The organism is Saccharospirillum sp. MSK14-1 (assembly GCF_003054965.1).
GTDB lineage: Bacteria > Pseudomonadota > Gammaproteobacteria > Pseudomonadales > Natronospirillaceae > Saccharospirillum.
Genome location: NZ_MIES01000033.1, coordinates 1,232,188 through 1,246,723 on the forward strand (window position 1 = coordinate 1,232,188; position 14,536 = coordinate 1,246,723).

15 protein-coding genes are annotated in these 14,536 nt (G+C 55.2%); 7 read left to right on the forward strand and 8 right to left on the reverse strand.

The annotated features are described in order from the left end of the window. Positions 1–82: 82 nt before the first annotated feature. The 5 genes from BGP77_RS14725 to BGP77_RS14745 all read right to left on the reverse strand — a co-directional run bounded on the left by BGP77_RS14725 (position 83) and on the right by BGP77_RS14745 (position 3,742). On the reverse strand, positions 83–838 hold the full coding sequence (locus BGP77_RS14725; RefSeq protein WP_108165464.1) for a flagellar hook assembly protein FlgD: 756 nt from the start codon (positions 836–838) through the stop codon (positions 83–85). Between the two features lie 44 nt (positions 839–882). Further along, positions 883–1,326, reverse strand: coding sequence for a flagellar basal body rod protein FlgC (gene flgC, locus BGP77_RS14730; RefSeq protein ID WP_108165465.1), 444 nt, complete (start codon positions 1,324–1,326; stop codon positions 883–885). A 2-nt stretch (positions 1,327–1,328) separates the two neighbouring features. Next, positions 1,329–1,727: a flagellar basal body rod protein FlgB gene (gene flgB / locus BGP77_RS14735; RefSeq protein WP_108165466.1), complete on the reverse strand. Its 399-nt coding sequence runs from the start codon at positions 1,725–1,727 to the stop codon at positions 1,329–1,331. A gap of 160 nt (positions 1,728–1,887) precedes the next feature. After that, positions 1,888–2,712 (reverse strand): protein-glutamate O-methyltransferase CheR, encoded by an 825-nt coding sequence (locus BGP77_RS14740; RefSeq protein WP_108165467.1) that lies wholly within the window; start codon positions 2,710–2,712, stop codon positions 1,888–1,890. 73 nt (positions 2,713–2,785) lie between these two features. Next, positions 2,786–3,742 (reverse strand): chemotaxis protein CheV, encoded by a 957-nt coding sequence (locus BGP77_RS14745; RefSeq protein ID WP_108165468.1) that lies wholly within the window; start codon positions 3,740–3,742, stop codon positions 2,786–2,788. Between the two features lie 203 nt (positions 3,743–3,945). Here BGP77_RS14745 and flgA point away from each other — a divergent pair, with 203 nt between their 5' ends. The 4 genes from flgA to BGP77_RS14765 all read left to right on the forward strand — a co-directional run bounded on the left by flgA (position 3,946) and on the right by BGP77_RS14765 (position 7,350). Then, on the forward strand, positions 3,946–4,674 hold the full coding sequence (gene flgA / locus BGP77_RS14750) for a flagellar basal body P-ring formation chaperone FlgA (protein WP_158269396.1): 729 nt from the start codon (positions 3,946–3,948) through the stop codon (positions 4,672–4,674). 137 nt (positions 4,675–4,811) lie between these two features. Continuing rightward, positions 4,812–5,123: a flagellar biosynthesis anti-sigma factor FlgM gene (gene flgM, locus BGP77_RS14755; protein WP_108165470.1), complete on the forward strand. Its 312-nt coding sequence runs from the start codon at positions 4,812–4,814 to the stop codon at positions 5,121–5,123. A gap of 41 nt (positions 5,124–5,164) precedes the next feature. Continuing rightward, entirely contained in the window at positions 5,165–5,656 is a 492-nt protein-coding gene (flgN, locus tag BGP77_RS14760; RefSeq protein ID WP_108165471.1) for a flagellar export chaperone FlgN, read from the forward strand. Positions 5,657–5,691: 35 nt separating this feature from the next. After that, positions 5,692–7,350: a hypothetical protein gene (locus tag BGP77_RS14765; RefSeq protein WP_146171267.1), complete on the forward strand. Its 1,659-nt coding sequence runs from the start codon at positions 5,692–5,694 to the stop codon at positions 7,348–7,350. 44 nt (positions 7,351–7,394) lie between these two features. Here the strand turns inward: BGP77_RS14765 and BGP77_RS14770 are convergent, their stop codons facing one another. Continuing rightward, entirely contained in the window at positions 7,395–8,582 is a 1,188-nt protein-coding gene (locus tag BGP77_RS14770) for a substrate-binding domain-containing protein (RefSeq protein ID WP_108165473.1), read from the reverse strand. Between the two features lie 181 nt (positions 8,583–8,763). On the opposite strand from BGP77_RS14770, the gene BGP77_RS14775 reads away from it, so the two are divergent. Continuing rightward, positions 8,764–10,782, forward strand: a complete 2,019-nt coding sequence (locus BGP77_RS14775; protein ID WP_158269397.1) for a methyl-accepting chemotaxis protein — start codon at positions 8,764–8,766, stop codon at positions 10,780–10,782. Here the strand turns inward: BGP77_RS14775 and BGP77_RS14780 are convergent. After that, positions 10,773–11,750: an AraC family transcriptional regulator gene (locus BGP77_RS14780; protein ID WP_108165475.1), complete on the reverse strand. Its 978-nt coding sequence runs from the start codon at positions 11,748–11,750 to the stop codon at positions 10,773–10,775. The two genes, BGP77_RS14775 and BGP77_RS14780, sit on opposite strands and share 10 nt — an antisense overlap. A gap of 94 nt (positions 11,751–11,844) precedes the next feature. Between BGP77_RS14780 and BGP77_RS14785 the strand changes: the two genes are divergently transcribed. Then, the gene (locus BGP77_RS14785) at positions 11,845–12,699 is read left to right on the forward strand and encodes an alpha/beta fold hydrolase (protein ID WP_108165476.1); all 855 of its coding nucleotides are present in this window, start codon (positions 11,845–11,847) and stop codon (positions 12,697–12,699) included. Between the two features lie 58 nt (positions 12,700–12,757). Here BGP77_RS14785 and BGP77_RS14790 read toward each other — a convergent pair whose 3' ends face one another. Beyond that, positions 12,758–13,531, reverse strand: coding sequence for a ferredoxin--NADP reductase (locus tag BGP77_RS14790; protein ID WP_108165477.1), 774 nt, complete (start codon positions 13,529–13,531; stop codon positions 12,758–12,760). Positions 13,532–13,637: 106 nt separating this feature from the next. Between BGP77_RS14790 and BGP77_RS14795 the strand changes: the two genes are divergently transcribed. Continuing rightward, positions 13,638–14,519 (forward strand): LysR substrate-binding domain-containing protein, encoded by an 882-nt coding sequence (locus tag BGP77_RS14795; RefSeq protein ID WP_108165478.1) that lies wholly within the window; start codon positions 13,638–13,640, stop codon positions 14,517–14,519. Positions 14,520–14,536 lie beyond the last annotated feature (17 nt).

A 14,536-nucleotide genomic window follows, 5' to 3' on the forward strand; every position in this document is an offset into this window, starting at 1 on the left:
TGTTACAGAGCCAGAACCCGCGTTACCGCCAAGTTCGTTCCTAACGTTCCATTCAATTGAGCCGGCAAAACCGGCCCGGCCATCAATACGCGCTGTTGATCTGCAGGACATCGTCCATGGTGATGACTTTGCCGCCACCGGCCAGATTCAGCTGGATTTCACCGGCGCTGCCGAGGGTGACCGAATCGACGCGTGAACTCATGTTCATTTCCATCTCTTCTTGCACACCGCTCACATTGCCGAACACTTCAAAGGAATATTCGCCTTGCGGATGAGGAATGATGTTGCCGTCCTCATCGGTTTCGAATTTGTCGTAATCGATCTCAACCAGGGCACCGTTCACTTCCAGATTGGCGCCATCCCATTTCATGGTGGCGGCCCCTGCCGGAAGATTCCCCAAGGCAACATCTTCAACCGTTTCACCGGCCGCATTGGTGATGCGCAAGGTCATGTTGTTGGCGCCGCTGGGCACTTCGATCAGGCCATACACCAGATCGCCATGCTGCAAAATGCTCGCATCCTGACCGTTAACGGTGACCGAGCCACCCACCAGCGCCGTGGCTTGCAGCGCCTGCGATGAGGTAAAGGAAGACGACATGCCTTCCAGACTCGAAGACATGTTTTCGATGCCTTCTACCGTGGAGAACTGTGCCAACTGGGCAACGAACTCAGCGTTATCCTGAGGGTCCAACGGGTTCTGGTTTTTTAACTGTGTGATCATCAGCTCCAGAAACTCGTTACGACCCAACTCGTTACTGTTGGTCTTCGTTTCTTTCTTATTGCCGATGTCGTATTGGTTCAGCGGTGAACTGCCCGATACGTTGTTGACATCCGCCATGGTGAAACCTCGCTCTATAAAACCCGCCAGTGCCTAGCCGGTTATTACTGACCCATCGTCAGCGTTTTCTGCATCATCGTTTTGGCTGTATTAAAGACTTCGACATTCACGGTAAAACTGCGCGATGCCGAGATCATGTCAGCCATCTCTTCCACGACATTGACGTTGGGGTAATACACATACCCCTCTTCATCAGCGAAGGGATGAGTCGGTTCATAACGGATGTCCAGCGGCGCGTCTTTTTCGACAATGGCGCGCACTTTAACGCCCTCGCCGACATCATGCTCCAGATCGACCGGCGCCAGGATGTCGCGCTCGTGCCAAGGCTGCTGCAACTGCTGGAAAATGGGTTTGCGAGCCCGATAGGTTTCATCGATGCTGGAGCTGACACTCTGGGCATTCGCCAGGTTGGACGCCGTGGTGTTCAGGCGCACCGACTGAGCGGTCATGCCGGTGCCGGAAATATTAATGACGTTGCTTAATGACATCCTTATTGCCCTCTCAATGCGCCATCAAGGCCCTTGAACTTGCGGTTGAGGAAATCAAAACTGGAGTTGTAGTCGATGGAGTTTTTGGTGAACTCGGCTTTCTCGACGTTCGGATCGACGGTGTTGTCATCGATCGACGGCTGATACGGGAAGCGGTACAGCAATTCGCTCTCTTCGCGAACGCGGCCGGGAATGTGAGCGTTATCCGTACGATTCACTTCCAGGCTTTTACTGCGCTCCACTTCGCCGCGCAGAATCGCTTTAAAATCGATATCGCGTGCTTTGAAATGAGGGGTATCCGCGTTAGCCAGGTTATTGGCCAGCACCTGCGAACGCTCAGCGCGTACCAGCAGAGCGTTATCGTGAATCCCGAGAGAGTTGTTGAAACCCAGTGCAGACATCGCACACCTCTTTGCCGCTTTTAGTTCAGTTGCAGAACCTATTGCAAAGCAGGTGCCAATTTTATTTTTCTTTATTTATCAGTGATTTAGGTGTTTTTGGCGGGGGTGGTACCGGCATACCGGCAAGGCTTGGCCGTTGCCGGTATGCCGCTTGTTGAGGTCAACGTTTGCGGTAAATGATGCCAGGACGGCAATGGACCATTTCGTACAGGTCGCCTAAACCATTGACGGCTTCGGAAGCGCCAACCATCAGGTAACCACCAGGATTCAAGGTGGCATGAATACGCGACAGGATGTCGCGCTTGAGATCGGCAGTAAAATAGATCAGCACATTGCGGCAGAAGACGATGTCAAACTTACCCAACAAGGCGTAGCTGTCCTGCAGATTGATGGCACGAAACTCAACCCGCTGGGCGATGGGCGCTTTGACCTTCCAGCGACCCGCCGGCGTCTCTTCAAAGTGCCGCTTCAATCGTTCCGGATCCAAGCCACGACCGATCGCCAGCATGGCGTATTCGGCCGACTTGGCCGCTTCCAACGCTGTGGCCGAAATATCCGTTGCGATGATTTTTTCGCCCGCGCTGAACACCCGATTCTTCTGTTTATATTCTTCGATCATCATCGACATTGAATAGGGTTCCTGCCCGGTTGAGCAGGCAGCGGACCAGATACGCAGCGGACGATTCACTTTCTGCTGGAAAAACTCAGGCAGCAGCTGTTCTTCCAGTATGCGAAACGGATGGATGTCTCGAAACCAAAGCGTCTCGTTCGTGGTCATGGCATCGATGACCGCAGAACGCAAAGTCTGACCGCCAGGACGGGACATGGCGTTAACCAGGTCCGTCAGCGTATTGATATCGGCTTCTTGCAGTATTTTTCGCAAACGACTGGAAACGAGATACTGCTTACTCGCGCCCAAACAAATACCACTGTGCTGCTCGAGGTAATCACAGAAGGCTTCATAGCCTTGGTTCACATCAACCATTAAAGCCTAAGCTCCTTCACTGCAGTCGTGGCCCGGTTGGATATCAGCCTTCCCGGCTGACGGTTGCACCGCTTCATAAATCTCCTTCAACCGCGGGTAATTCGCCACCCAGATTGGTCACCCGCTCGATAACCAATTGAGCCAGCATGTCAGGCTGGAATTTAGCGAGAAATTCGTTGGCTCCCACCTTTTGCACCATGTTCTTGTTGAACACGCCACTCAAGGAAGTATGCAAAAGGATGTACAGGCCTTTCAGTTTATCATGAGCGCGAATGTGGGTCGTCAGGGTATAGCCATCCATTTCCGGCATTTCGATATCGGAAATAACAATGGGGTAGCGCTCAACCGGATCCACCCCGTCATCCACCAGCCCCAACAAATGATCCAACGCTTCCCGGCCGTCGTTCAGTGCCACCACCGTCAGACCAACCTGCTCCAGCGTTTTGGTCATCTGCTTGCGAGCAATTTTAGAGTCATCGACGATCAGCACCTGCTTGGAAACCGCCGCAGACGTGGCCTCTTCGGTAATGATACCGTCACTGACGTCTTCTTTCATCGGCGCCACATCCGCCAGGATGCGCTCAACATCGATGATCTCAACCAGGTTATCTTCATGCCGAGTGACAGCGGTCAAAAAGTGTTCATGACCTGAACCCTTGGGGGGTGGCTGCACTTCTTCCCAGTTGATATTAATGATCCGCTCAACCCCGCGTACCATAAACCCCTGGTTGCGCATATTGTACTCAGTGATGATGGTCAGTTTGTTCTCGATATCGGTGAGCGGCGCCTGACCAATGGCCAGGCTTAAATCCAGGATGGGAATGGTCCCACCGCGAACGTGCGCCACACCTTTAACCACCGACTTACTTTGTGGCATCTGCGTCAATGGCGGGCATTGCAGCACTTCTTTTACCTTAAACACGTTGATGCCGTACAGCTGGTCACCACTGAGCCGGAATAACAGCAATTCCAGTCTGTTCTTACCCACCAGCTGCGTACGCTGGTTAACACTATCAAGCACACCGGCCATGGCCATCTCCGTCTACCTAAATGCACAGACTGACGCCTATCAATATCAGGCACAGCCTTTGCACTAACCTTCTATAAGCCCTGATTGGTGTCAAAACACCGACACTCAGGTCGTTCATATCAATGGGATCTCAGTACCGCTTAACGCCCACTGCGACCCCCGTTGGCAGTAAGCATAGACGGCTATCGGCACAGGACAACCGAATGCAATCATTACCCAGGCTATCGGCCCGTTTCGGCCAATGCTTAATTCCTTTAATGCTGAGCGTGGCAACCGCACAGGCAACCCCGCTGTCTGCGCAAAACCAGATCAGCAGTGCCCTGAATACGGCATTGACCGAAAAACTGGCGCAGCATCATCCGGACCTGGACGCGGAAAACAGCCAATTTGATTTTCAGCTGCAAGCGGTTGCCGGCAATTTGACGCCCTGTACGTCACCCATTGACGTCGACTGGCGGGGGCAGGATCTGGGCAGCCGTCTGACGCCTAAAGTCAGTTGCACCAGTGAAGGTTGGCAGCTTTATGTACCGGTCACCGTCGCCATTCACCTGCCCGTGGTGGTCACCGCTGCCAATCTGGATCGCGGTCACCGTCTAACAGCGGCCGATTTGCGGATGCAGAATACGGATATTGCCAGCCTGCGCCAGGGTTATTTTGAAACGCCCGACGATCTGATCGGCTATCAACTGGCGCGCAGCGTTAACAACGGTCAGGTCGTCACACCCTATATTGCCGAACCGCCGATGCTGGTCGACCGGGGCGATCGGGTTTACATCCTGTCGCACAGCGGTCCCCTATCGGTTCGCACCCTGGGCGAAGCATTGCGTCAAGGGCGCGCGGGTGAACAGATACCGGTACGAAACCTGCGTTCAGGAGACACCATTCATGCCTATATCAAGGAGCGCGGCGTGGTAGAAACCGCTGGCCGCTAACGACAACACGACGAGAAACGGCGCCGAATGCGCTAACATTTGGGGAAATAACGGAAATTTGTCACAATCAGGGCTAAAGTTCCTGGAGAGACGGCCGTTAACCCCTCCAGAAAAATATATTTTCAGCGAGGTTAGACATGGCCATGAACATCAACGGCCTTACATCCGGCCAAACGGGCACCACCAAAACCCGCCAGAATGATGGCGCTGGTGACGTTGGAACCCCGGCTGCACAAAAAAGTGGAACGGAATCTGCTAGTGAAAGCGATGTGGTTCAACTTTCCGATCGAGCCCGCATTTTGAAGACGGCTGGAGAAACCGTCAGTCAGATGCCGGAAATTGATCAAGAGAAAGTAGACCGCATACGCAGCGCCATCGAAGGTGGCGACTACAAGATTGACCACGAGAAACTGGCGGCCGCCTTTAGACGCTTTGAATCCGAGCTCTGAGGGTATCAAGGTTAAGGGCGTCGCTGGGGAGGCTCGGCGACATGACCATCGACAATACAACCCTGACCCGCCTGGACGCAGCACTGCGTGATGCCCAGGCCGCCAGCGACGCCTTCAAGCCTTTGCTTGAAGAAGAACTTGCGGCATTGAAGTCGGCCGACATAACGGCTCTAAAAACTCTGGTTGAGCGAAAGCGCCAGCACACTGAAGCGCTGCTGACGACCTCCCAGACATTGCTGCAATGGTGTGCCGATCAAAACATCGACCCCGATTTTGCCTCCTTTGAAGCCTGGACCCAAAACCTGGCTGAGAACGAGCGCGAAGGCTGGCAGAACCGCTGGCGCGAACTGCGGCAAAGCCTGACCGTCAATGACCAGCACAGCGCCGTTAACCGGCAGGTTCTGGCCACTCTATCCAGCCGCAAGCAAGCGCAAATGACCATTCTGCGCAATCTGCTGGCCCCCACTGAAACCTATTCCGCCGATGGCCAGAGTGACACTCGCCAGCCGAGCGGCTGGGTTGACCGCGTCTAAAAACGGAGTTGTAGACCGCCATGTTTATTGACCAGATGACCCTTTTCATCCTGGCCGAAGTAGCGGTGGTCTACTTCATTATTACCGTCTTTTTGTTTTTCCGGGGGCGGCTCTACCATGTTCTGGTGGCCATTCTCAAAGAAATGCGTTGGGAAAAACTGCGCCGCCAGCAGGAGCGCCAGCAAGAAATTGCCGAACTGCGCGCCAAAAATAAAAAGCTGACCACCGAATTCGAGGTGGTCAAACGCACCGCCGAATCGGCGGGCAAAACCATCCCGGAGCAATTGCGTGATCGCGTTGAGCAACTCAGCGAAGACGCCCGCCAGGATGGCACCGACCCCGATGAACCACCCGGTGCGGATCCCGCCGAGCAGCTCAATTGGATGCGTCGCCGCATTCTTGAGCTCGAACAACAACTGCTCTCCGGTGATATCGACGAAGAGATGTGGCAGGAAAAAGCCGGTGACACGCTGCGCGAATTAGGCGTCGAACCGGGGTCCAGCAGTCGCAAGGAACTGGCGGGCGAAGAGTTGCGCAACGAACAGCTGGAGAACGATCTCAAGCAATACCGCAATCAATACGAAGCCGCTAAAGACCGAATTTCCTTCCTGGAGAAAGAGCTCGAAGACTTTAAGAGCATCGATATCAGCAACGATCGCATGATGGAAAAGCCAGAACCTGGCCAATACGCCGACGAGCTCTACCAGCTGCGTTGCGACAAATTCGACATGCAGGAATCTCTCAACCAACTGCGCCTGAAACTGCAACAGATGAATCCCAACTCACCAGAGTTCGAGCAGGCGCAGAAGCAACAAATGCAGAACATGGAGCGGTACATCAAAGACGCCGATGTCACCATGAATCTGATGGAAAAAGAGATGGAAGCCGCGCAACAGGCCAAGAACGAGTTGGATGAGGAAGTGCGTGAACTCCGCGCCAAGATGGCCAGCCTTAAAGAGAAGAGCGAAGATGGCAATCCGCTGAATAAAGAAAACGTTGAGCAACTGTCGGCGAACACCAACAAGCAAGCCGAGTCGGTATCTAACCTGCGCGATTCGCTAGATCAACTGCGCAGCGGCGGCGACCGTGAACAGGTGGCCGAATATCAGGAGGCAGAAATCGGCCGTCTGGAACTGCTGGTGCGGGATACTCAATCCTGTGTCAGCGTGCTCGAAATGGAATTGGAACAGGCGCAGCTGGCGATTGGTAATCTGTCCGAACGCGAGCAGGATTTGTTGCGTCAGTTGGCCGAACGACCCGAAGCCGATGAGATCGATGGTGATCATCCGCCGATGCCAGAACACCTCAAAGCGCTCAGTGACGAACAGAAAGACGTGCTGGTTAAGTTGCGCAAAACCGCCAACGATGTCCGCCAGGAAGACGCCGATATTTCATTGCTCGCCCAGCAGCAGGAAGAAGAAATCGATCAACTGCAGAAATTGCTGCGACAGATGGAAAACGCCGTTCAGCAATTGCAGGAAGACGCCGAAGCAGCCGAGAGTGCGGCACCCGAACCGCAGCGTCCGGCCGACGAACGTCCCGACAGCAGCGAAAACGTCGAAGAGATGGAGTCCCTGTTGCGTCAGTTTATGAGCGACAGCCAGTCCATGCTGCGCCGCTTAAAGTCGCTGGAAGATGAAAACAAACGCCTGAAAGGCGGCAGCAAAGCCGCCGATACCACGCCCACTTCATAACGCCTGTGGTCAGGGCGTGCTTGCCACGCCCCACGCCACGGCCCTTAACGGCCGATCGGTAACGGAATCTCCGCTAACGGTATCTCTCGCACCAACTCTGGAATGGCCCACTCTACGCCGTCTTCGGTGCGCAACCGGAAGTGATACATGGACTGCAACGTCTGATGATCTTCCGCGCGGATCAGCATATCGCCTTTAGGGCTGTTAAAGCGCATGCCTTCCAGGGTTTCAATCAGATCATCGGTGTCGGTACTGTCGGCGCGACGCAGGGCTTCGACCAAGGCAATGCCTGCGGTCATACCGCCGGCAACGAAGATATCCGGGGGCGTGCCGAAGCGTGCCAGATACTGCTCCACCAGCCAGTCATTGACGCTGTTACTGGGGTGTTCAAAGTAATAATAGTTAGCGCCTTCCAGGCCGTCGTAGGCCTTATAGCCCGCCAAGGTCGACAGAAAACCGCCGTTTGCCGCCAGACGAATGCCTTGTTGCGCTGGGTTCATCGCCTGCAACTGAGCGAGAGGATCGCCCGCTCCGGCCCAATTAACGAACACCAGCCGATCGCCCTCTGCGTCGGCCAGTGCCGTATAAATGCGCTCGTTGGCGGCCCTGAAATCGTCACTGCCGGCGGGTAGGAATTCCTGATGCACGATCTCAGCACCGGTGCCGACCAGAGCCTGACGGAAAGCCGCGAGAGTGTTATGACCAAAATCGTTGTCCGGCGCGATGGTGGCGATCTTCAAACCCGGACGCGCCAGAGCGACTGCGTTGGCGACGGCTTCTTGACTGGCTGAACGGCCAGTCCGGAACACATAGCGATTACCCCGGGACCCGGTGATGGTATCGGCGACCGCCGGCTCAACCAATAAGATGCGCCGGTACTGCCGGGCGACGGGCAACATTGGGATTGCCACGGACGACGACAATGGTCCCACCGCCACTAATGCATCGTCTTCAACATACGCTTCTTCAAGCAGCGAACGGCCGAGCAACGGATCCAGACGGCTGTCTTTTTCAATCACTTCCAGCGCACGGCCGTTAATGCTCATGGTGCCTTCGGTGGCGTATTCCAAACCCAGCATCAAGCCATCGTGACTTTGCTGTCCATAATTCGCCAGCGGCCCGGTCTTACCGTAAACATGAGCGATGCGAATGGGGTCATCCGCCAGGACCCGACCCGACGTTAAACCCAATAACAACATCAGCAACACGCTGCCTACCGAAACCTCTTTCATACGGCCACTCCCAACTGAAATCAGCAGGCATCTTATTGACCCGGATAAAACCTCGCAAGCACAAGCCTGATGCGCTCTGACCGGACAGTGTTCGGTAGATCCACCGTATTTCAATTCAATGAATCAGGTAAACTGTCGTTACAGTAACGACCTGTTCACCGCTCTAGTTAGGAGTTCCGCCATGAAGTTTACGGTGGTCATGAAAACGGCTCTGGGATTTGCACTGATTCTGCTGCTGATGGTCGGCATTACAGTCTCCGCCCTGACCAACCAAGCCTCCGTTGGCGGTCTTTTTAAGACCACCACGTCCGAAGTGGTACCTCGGATGCAACAGGCCTATCGCCTGGTGATTGCTCTGCAGAATGCCAACAAAGCCGTATCCCAGCACGCCGCCGTTTCAAGCGATGAAGATTTGCAACGCTATGAAACCGATTTCACCAGTGCCAAAGCCGACGTCAATCGCATTCGCACTGGACTGGCTGACAGCCTGAGTGACAACGACCCTTTGGTGGATGCACTGGCTCAAGCCAACAGCACCATTAATGAAGCCTTGCGCCTGGGTGAGCAACACTTACAAACTCGCCGGACTGTCCTCAACAGTCGCCAAGCCTTTATGCGGGAATTCCAGACACAGGGTTCGCGCTGGCTGACCTTCAGCGACGATATGAAAATCGTCGACCGGGTGCTGGAAATGCTCGGTCAGCAGACAACGTCCGAAGCCCGGCAGATTGGTTCCGATGCCAACTATGTGCTTGATCGCATCGATCTGGTCCGTACCGGTATCAATGGCATCAACGGTTTAGCCACCGCCAGCCAGGTGCTGGCGGTGCAGGAAGACCTGGCCCGTGAGTTGGAGCGACTGGGATCGCGTATGGAACGATTGGCCGACAGCAACGCCATCATCCATCGTTACCTGTCGACCTACGTTGAGTTGTTGCAAACCGCCGTCTCTGGCGAAACCGGCACTCTGTCGCTCTACCTGCGGTCTCTGCGTGCCGAAGAACTCTCCAGCCGTGAGTTGTCGATTCTGGCCGATACGGTCAACAGTGGCGTGCGCAGTCTGGGTCTGGTCACCACAGCTTTAAGCGAACAAAGTGAAACGCTTCGCCAGCAGGTGGCGTCGGCGAATGAGCGCGCCAGCATCATTGTGCTGGGCGTGTTAGTGGTGTCTCTGGTGATTGCCGTAGCCATCATGCTGTCCCTGATTCGCAGCATTCGACGGCCGCTGAAAACCATCACCAACTTGCTCAGCGCCGTCTCCGAAGGCGATCTGTCGCAGCAAATGACCGTGCGCAGCGCCGATGAATTTGGCCAAATCGGTCAGGGCATTAACGCGCTGATCGATCACACCCGCGTTATCGTCAGCGACATCAAGAACACCTCCAAAGAAATTGCCTCAGTGTCACACCAGGTATCGGAAACCACCCGATCCAGCTCTCAGAAACTGCAGCAGCAAAAAGATCAGTCGGCCTCCATCGCCACAGCAGCCACCGAATTAACGTCGTCAGCCAGCGACATTTCCGACAATTCCGACAATACCCTGGAGCGCGTGCAAGCCGTGCACGATTCCGCGGCCCAGGGCCAACGCAATATGGCCGCCAGTCAGAATGAAATTAAACAGCTGGTTAACGATCTGACCGAAGCCAGCAACGTGGTGAACAACCTCCAGGAAGAATCAAAGAGCATTGGGACCATCCTGGAGGTGATTCAGGACATCGCCGAGCAAACCAACCTGCTGGCGCTGAACGCCGCCATCGAAGCCGCCCGTGCCGGAGAACAAGGCCGGGGGTTTGCGGTCGTCGCCGATGAAGTGCGCACTTTGGCGAGCCGGACACAAAGCTCCACGGAAGAAATTTACGAGATGATCGAACGCCTGCAGACACGCGCAAACGCCGCAGTCGAGTTAATGACGCATAACCGCGACCGGGTGGAGCAAGTGGTTAACCGCACCACCGAAGCCGATCACTCCTTGCAGGATATTCTGAGCGCGCTGAACGACATCACCGAAATGAGCCAGCACATTGCCGAGGGAACCAGTGCGCAGCGCGCCACGGCTGACGAAGTAGCGCGCTCCATTGAAGCCATTGCGGAACTGTCGGATGCCATCTATTCCAATGCCTCGAAAAATGGCGCCACCTTCGAGCGTCTGAATAAACTGGTCGAGCAACAAAACACAGCGGTCAGCCGGTTTCAGTATTGATCCAACTGACGGCGTCGATAGGCCTGGGGCGCCAGGCCATAACGCGCCTTAAAGCGATGCCGGAAATGAGAGGCATCGCTGAACCCCTGAGCAAACGCCAGCTGTTCAGTACTGACCTGGCGTTGCGCCGGGTCACTTAACTGCTGTCGAACGCGCTCTAATCGTTCGTTCATCAACCAACTGGAAAACCGTTCACCCGCCTCAGCAAAACGCGCCTGTATAGTCCGCCGTGAGCAGCCGAAATGCGTTGCCAGCTGCAGCAGATTAAAATCCGGATCTGCCAGATACAGCGACGCCACCGTTTTGATGTAGCGTATGTCCATCGCCCCAACAGCCTCGGCGTCCTGATGCTGCTGAGCCAGTTGCCGTAACAGCGGCAACACCAGCTCACTCATCTGATTCACCGCGCGCCACTGCTCCATCTCGGCGGCCTCCACCAATAAACGCCATTGCTGGCTGGCCAAGCGGCCCAGTGGATCACTGACAAAGGCCTGATTGAGGGTGTGGGTCAAGGCGGGCGTCACCGTCACACCCAATTGCTCAGGCGTCAGCCGCAGGCTGTAAAGTCGCATTCGCGGCGCAGGGTCAAAAAACAAATGGAAGGTCTGGCTGTTATCCAGCAGCAGCGGTTGACCGGCGCGGGCGGTGCACGGCCGACCCGCCACATCGGCGTGATAATCCAGGTAAGGCGATAGATTCAAAAACAAGCTGTCGTCCGGCTGCAGCACTTTCTCACGGCTGCCCCGACTCGCCCGGTGCGCCGGCGCATCCAAGCGCGCCAAGTGCAACTGGCTCAAGCTCACCGAGCGAAATTCAGCATCAAACCCGTGCCGGGTCAAACGTTCTGGTTGAATGCCTGCGTAGGTGCTGGCAATGGCATCGCAGAAACAATCGAATTGCAGGCGCGGATGCAGATGCGCTGTCGAATGCGCCTGAGTGGTCAAGATGTGATGTTCACCGGCAGCCATGTTTTTTCTCCGCTGGCCAGTTTGTTGTCGGTCATGTTGAAACAAAATACGTCAGAAGAACACCACAACAAAAACAACAGCGGGAGAGCTCATCATGAGCCGTTTGCACTGTATCTTGATTCATGGCGCCTGGCATGGCGCGCAATGCTGGTCAGCACTCGAACCCTTACTGACCGCCAAAGGCCTGATTGTTCACCGTCTGGATCTGCCCGGCGCCGGCAAAAACGCTCAAACGCCTGACAGTTTCCAGCAGCGTCCGCTCGATGCTCAGGCGTTTGCCAGCGAACCCTCGCCCAATGCCAATATTACGCAGGCTGAGCGGACCGGTGCGGTGATCAACCTCATTCGTACCCTGCGGGAAGTGGGTGACCGCGTCATGCTGGTGGGCCACTCACTCGGCGGATTAACCCTATCGGCCGTCGCAGAACAACTGGAACAACCCGTCGATTCGCTGGTTTATCTCGCTGCTTTTATGTTGCCGCCAAACATGCCGGCCATCGCCATGATTCAGCATGAACGCATGGCTGGCGAGGAAGTCGCCCCACTCTTTTTGGCGGACCCCGCCGTCGTTGGTGCGCTGCGTCTCGATCCGGCCAGCGCTGATCTGGTTTACCGCGCCAAACTGCGCTCCGCCTTTTATGGTGATCTGGACGATGCCGACGCGGATGAACAACTCAGCCATTTACACTGCGATGAACCCGCTTCGGTGGTGATGGAACCCTCGCCCATCAGCGTTGGTGGCTTCGGCCGTCAGCCGCGCCATTACATTCGCTGCACCGAGGACAGAGCCATTCCGATCGCCGGCCAGGATTTTATGATCGATGCCGTAGACGATGCTTTAGGCGGCAAAACCCAGGTAATGACACTGAATTGCAGTCACTCGCCCTTCCTGTCACAACCCGAGGCTCTGGCCAACGCTTTAGCTCAGATTGCGTTAACACTGTCCTAAGCCCATAAAAAAACCGGTGCAAGGTTACCCCTGCACCGGTTTTTTAAGACGGCCGATCTTACTTTTCGACGAAGGCCCGTTCGATCACATACTCACCCACGTTACCGGCGCGGGTTTCTTTAAAACCCCAGCTGTCGAGAATGTCGGTGGTGTCTTTGAGCATGGCCGGGCTGCCGCAGAGCATAAAGCGGTCATCTTCCAATGACGGCTTCGGCAAACCCAGATCGTCAAACAGCTTGCCGCTGGTCATCAGGTCGGTCAGACGGCCCTGGTTACGGAACTCTTCACGAGTAACAGTCGGGTAATACAGCAATTTACCGTCGATCATTTCACCGAAAAATTCGTTGTTCGGCAATTCACTGATCATGTCCTGATACGCCAATTCAGACACTTGACGTACGCCGTGGGTCAGAATAACGCGGTCAAACTGCTCGTAAATTTCCGGGTCTTTGATAATGCTCAAAAACGGCGCCAGGCCAGTGCCGGTGGACAGCAACCAAAGGTTTTTACCCGGCAACAGGTGATCGGTCACCAAGGTACCGGTCGGCTTGCGGCCGACATAGATTTCGTCACCGGGTTTGATGTTCTGCAACTGAGAGGTCAGCGGGCCGTCCGGCACTTTGATGCTGAAAAATTCCAGCTCTTCTTCGTAGTTGGCACTGGCAATCGAATAAGCCCGCAGCAAAGGACGACCACCATCCTGTTCCAACCCAATCATGGTGAAATAGCCATTCTTGAAACGGAAACCCGGATCACGACTGGTGGTAAAGCTGAACAGGGTGTCGTTCCAATGCCGAACACTGGTGACGGTTTCAATATTCAAATTCGACATAAGAACCTCTAAATTATTAATAACGAGTTATATGGGTGACACTATACGCAGCGACGGCTTATCGGCAAAATGACTATTTCCGATATATTTAATTGGTTTTACCAATATGAAATTCACACTGCGCCAACTCCAGGTTTTTCTAGCGACCGCCCATCACGAAAACATCAGTCGTGCGGCCGCCAGCCTGCATATGTCTCAGTCCGCAGCCTCCGGTGCCTTGCGCGAATTTGAAACACTGTACGGCGTCCGCCTGTTCGAACGGGCCGGTAAGCGACTCAAGCTCAATGAAGTGGGTCGCCAGTTGTGGCCGCGGGTCGAAGCACTGCTCGAACAAGCCGACCAACTGGAAGCCGACTTGACCGGTCATCATGACCTGGGACGGCTAAAGGTGGGGGCAACGTTGACGATTGGCAACTACCTGGCGGTGGAATTAATGGCGCACTACAAGGCCACCCAACCGAATGCCCGGGTAACGCTGGAAGTTGCCAATACCCGCGCCATTGCCGACCGTGTGCTCACGTTTGATCTGGATCTGGGCATGATCGAAGGCGAGATTAACCATCCAGACTTGGAAGTCACGCGTTGGCGTTCCGACGAGCTCGTCATCTTCTGTGCCCCGGATCATGCCCTGGCCAAAGCCGGTCCATTAAAGGACGCTCAATTGGTCGATCAGCCCTGGATCGTCCGCGAACCCGGTTCCGGTACCCGTCAAACCTTTGAGCGTGGTATGCACGGGTTATTGAACGAGTTGGAAATCGCCCTCGAACTGGAACACACCGAAGCGATCAAGCGAGCCGTTGAGGCCGGTTTGGGGATTGCGTGCCTGTCGCGGGTTTGCCTGGAGGAAGCGTTTAAACGCGGTACTTTGGTGCCGTTGGCTGTCCCGCACCGTAATTTCCAGCGCGATTTCTATTTCGTACTGCACCGCCAGAAATTCCGCAGCCCGGGCATTCAACATTGGCTGGAGCTTTGTAAAGACGCCTGCTAGGGTGGCTCGATGGCTGT

Coding starts and splice junctions, on each gene's coding strand:
- BGP77_RS14725 (WP_108165464.1), bottom strand. CDS start 838: ATGGCGGATGTCAACAACGTATCGGGCAGTTCACCGCTGAACCAATAC.
- flgC (WP_108165465.1), bottom strand. CDS start 1,326: ATGTCATTAAGCAACGTCATTAATATTTCCGGCACCGGCATGACCGCT.
- flgB (WP_108165466.1), bottom strand. CDS start 1,727: ATGTCTGCACTGGGTTTCAACAACTCTCTCGGGATTCACGATAACGCT.
- BGP77_RS14740 (WP_108165467.1), bottom strand. CDS start 2,712: ATGGTTGATGTGAACCAAGGCTATGAAGCCTTCTGTGATTACCTCGAG.
- BGP77_RS14745 (WP_108165468.1), bottom strand. CDS start 3,742: ATGGCCGGTGTGCTTGATAGTGTTAACCAGCGTACGCAGCTGGTGGGT.
- flgA (WP_158269396.1), top strand. CDS start 3,946: ATGCAATCATTACCCAGGCTATCGGCCCGTTTCGGCCAATGCTTAATT.
- flgM (WP_108165470.1), top strand. CDS start 4,812: ATGGCCATGAACATCAACGGCCTTACATCCGGCCAAACGGGCACCACC.
- flgN (WP_108165471.1), top strand. CDS start 5,165: ATGACCATCGACAATACAACCCTGACCCGCCTGGACGCAGCACTGCGT.
- BGP77_RS14765 (WP_146171267.1), top strand. CDS start 5,692: ATGACCCTTTTCATCCTGGCCGAAGTAGCGGTGGTCTACTTCATTATT.
- BGP77_RS14770 (WP_108165473.1), bottom strand. CDS start 8,582: ATGAAAGAGGTTTCGGTAGGCAGCGTGTTGCTGATGTTGTTATTGGGT.
- BGP77_RS14775 (WP_158269397.1), top strand. CDS start 8,764: ATGAAGTTTACGGTGGTCATGAAAACGGCTCTGGGATTTGCACTGATT.
- BGP77_RS14780 (WP_108165475.1), bottom strand. CDS start 11,750: ATGGCTGCCGGTGAACATCACATCTTGACCACTCAGGCGCATTCGACA.
- BGP77_RS14785 (WP_108165476.1), top strand. CDS start 11,845: ATGAGCCGTTTGCACTGTATCTTGATTCATGGCGCCTGGCATGGCGCG.
- BGP77_RS14790 (WP_108165477.1), bottom strand. CDS start 13,531: ATGTCGAATTTGAATATTGAAACCGTCACCAGTGTTCGGCATTGGAAC.
- BGP77_RS14795 (WP_108165478.1), top strand. CDS start 13,638: ATGAAATTCACACTGCGCCAACTCCAGGTTTTTCTAGCGACCGCCCAT.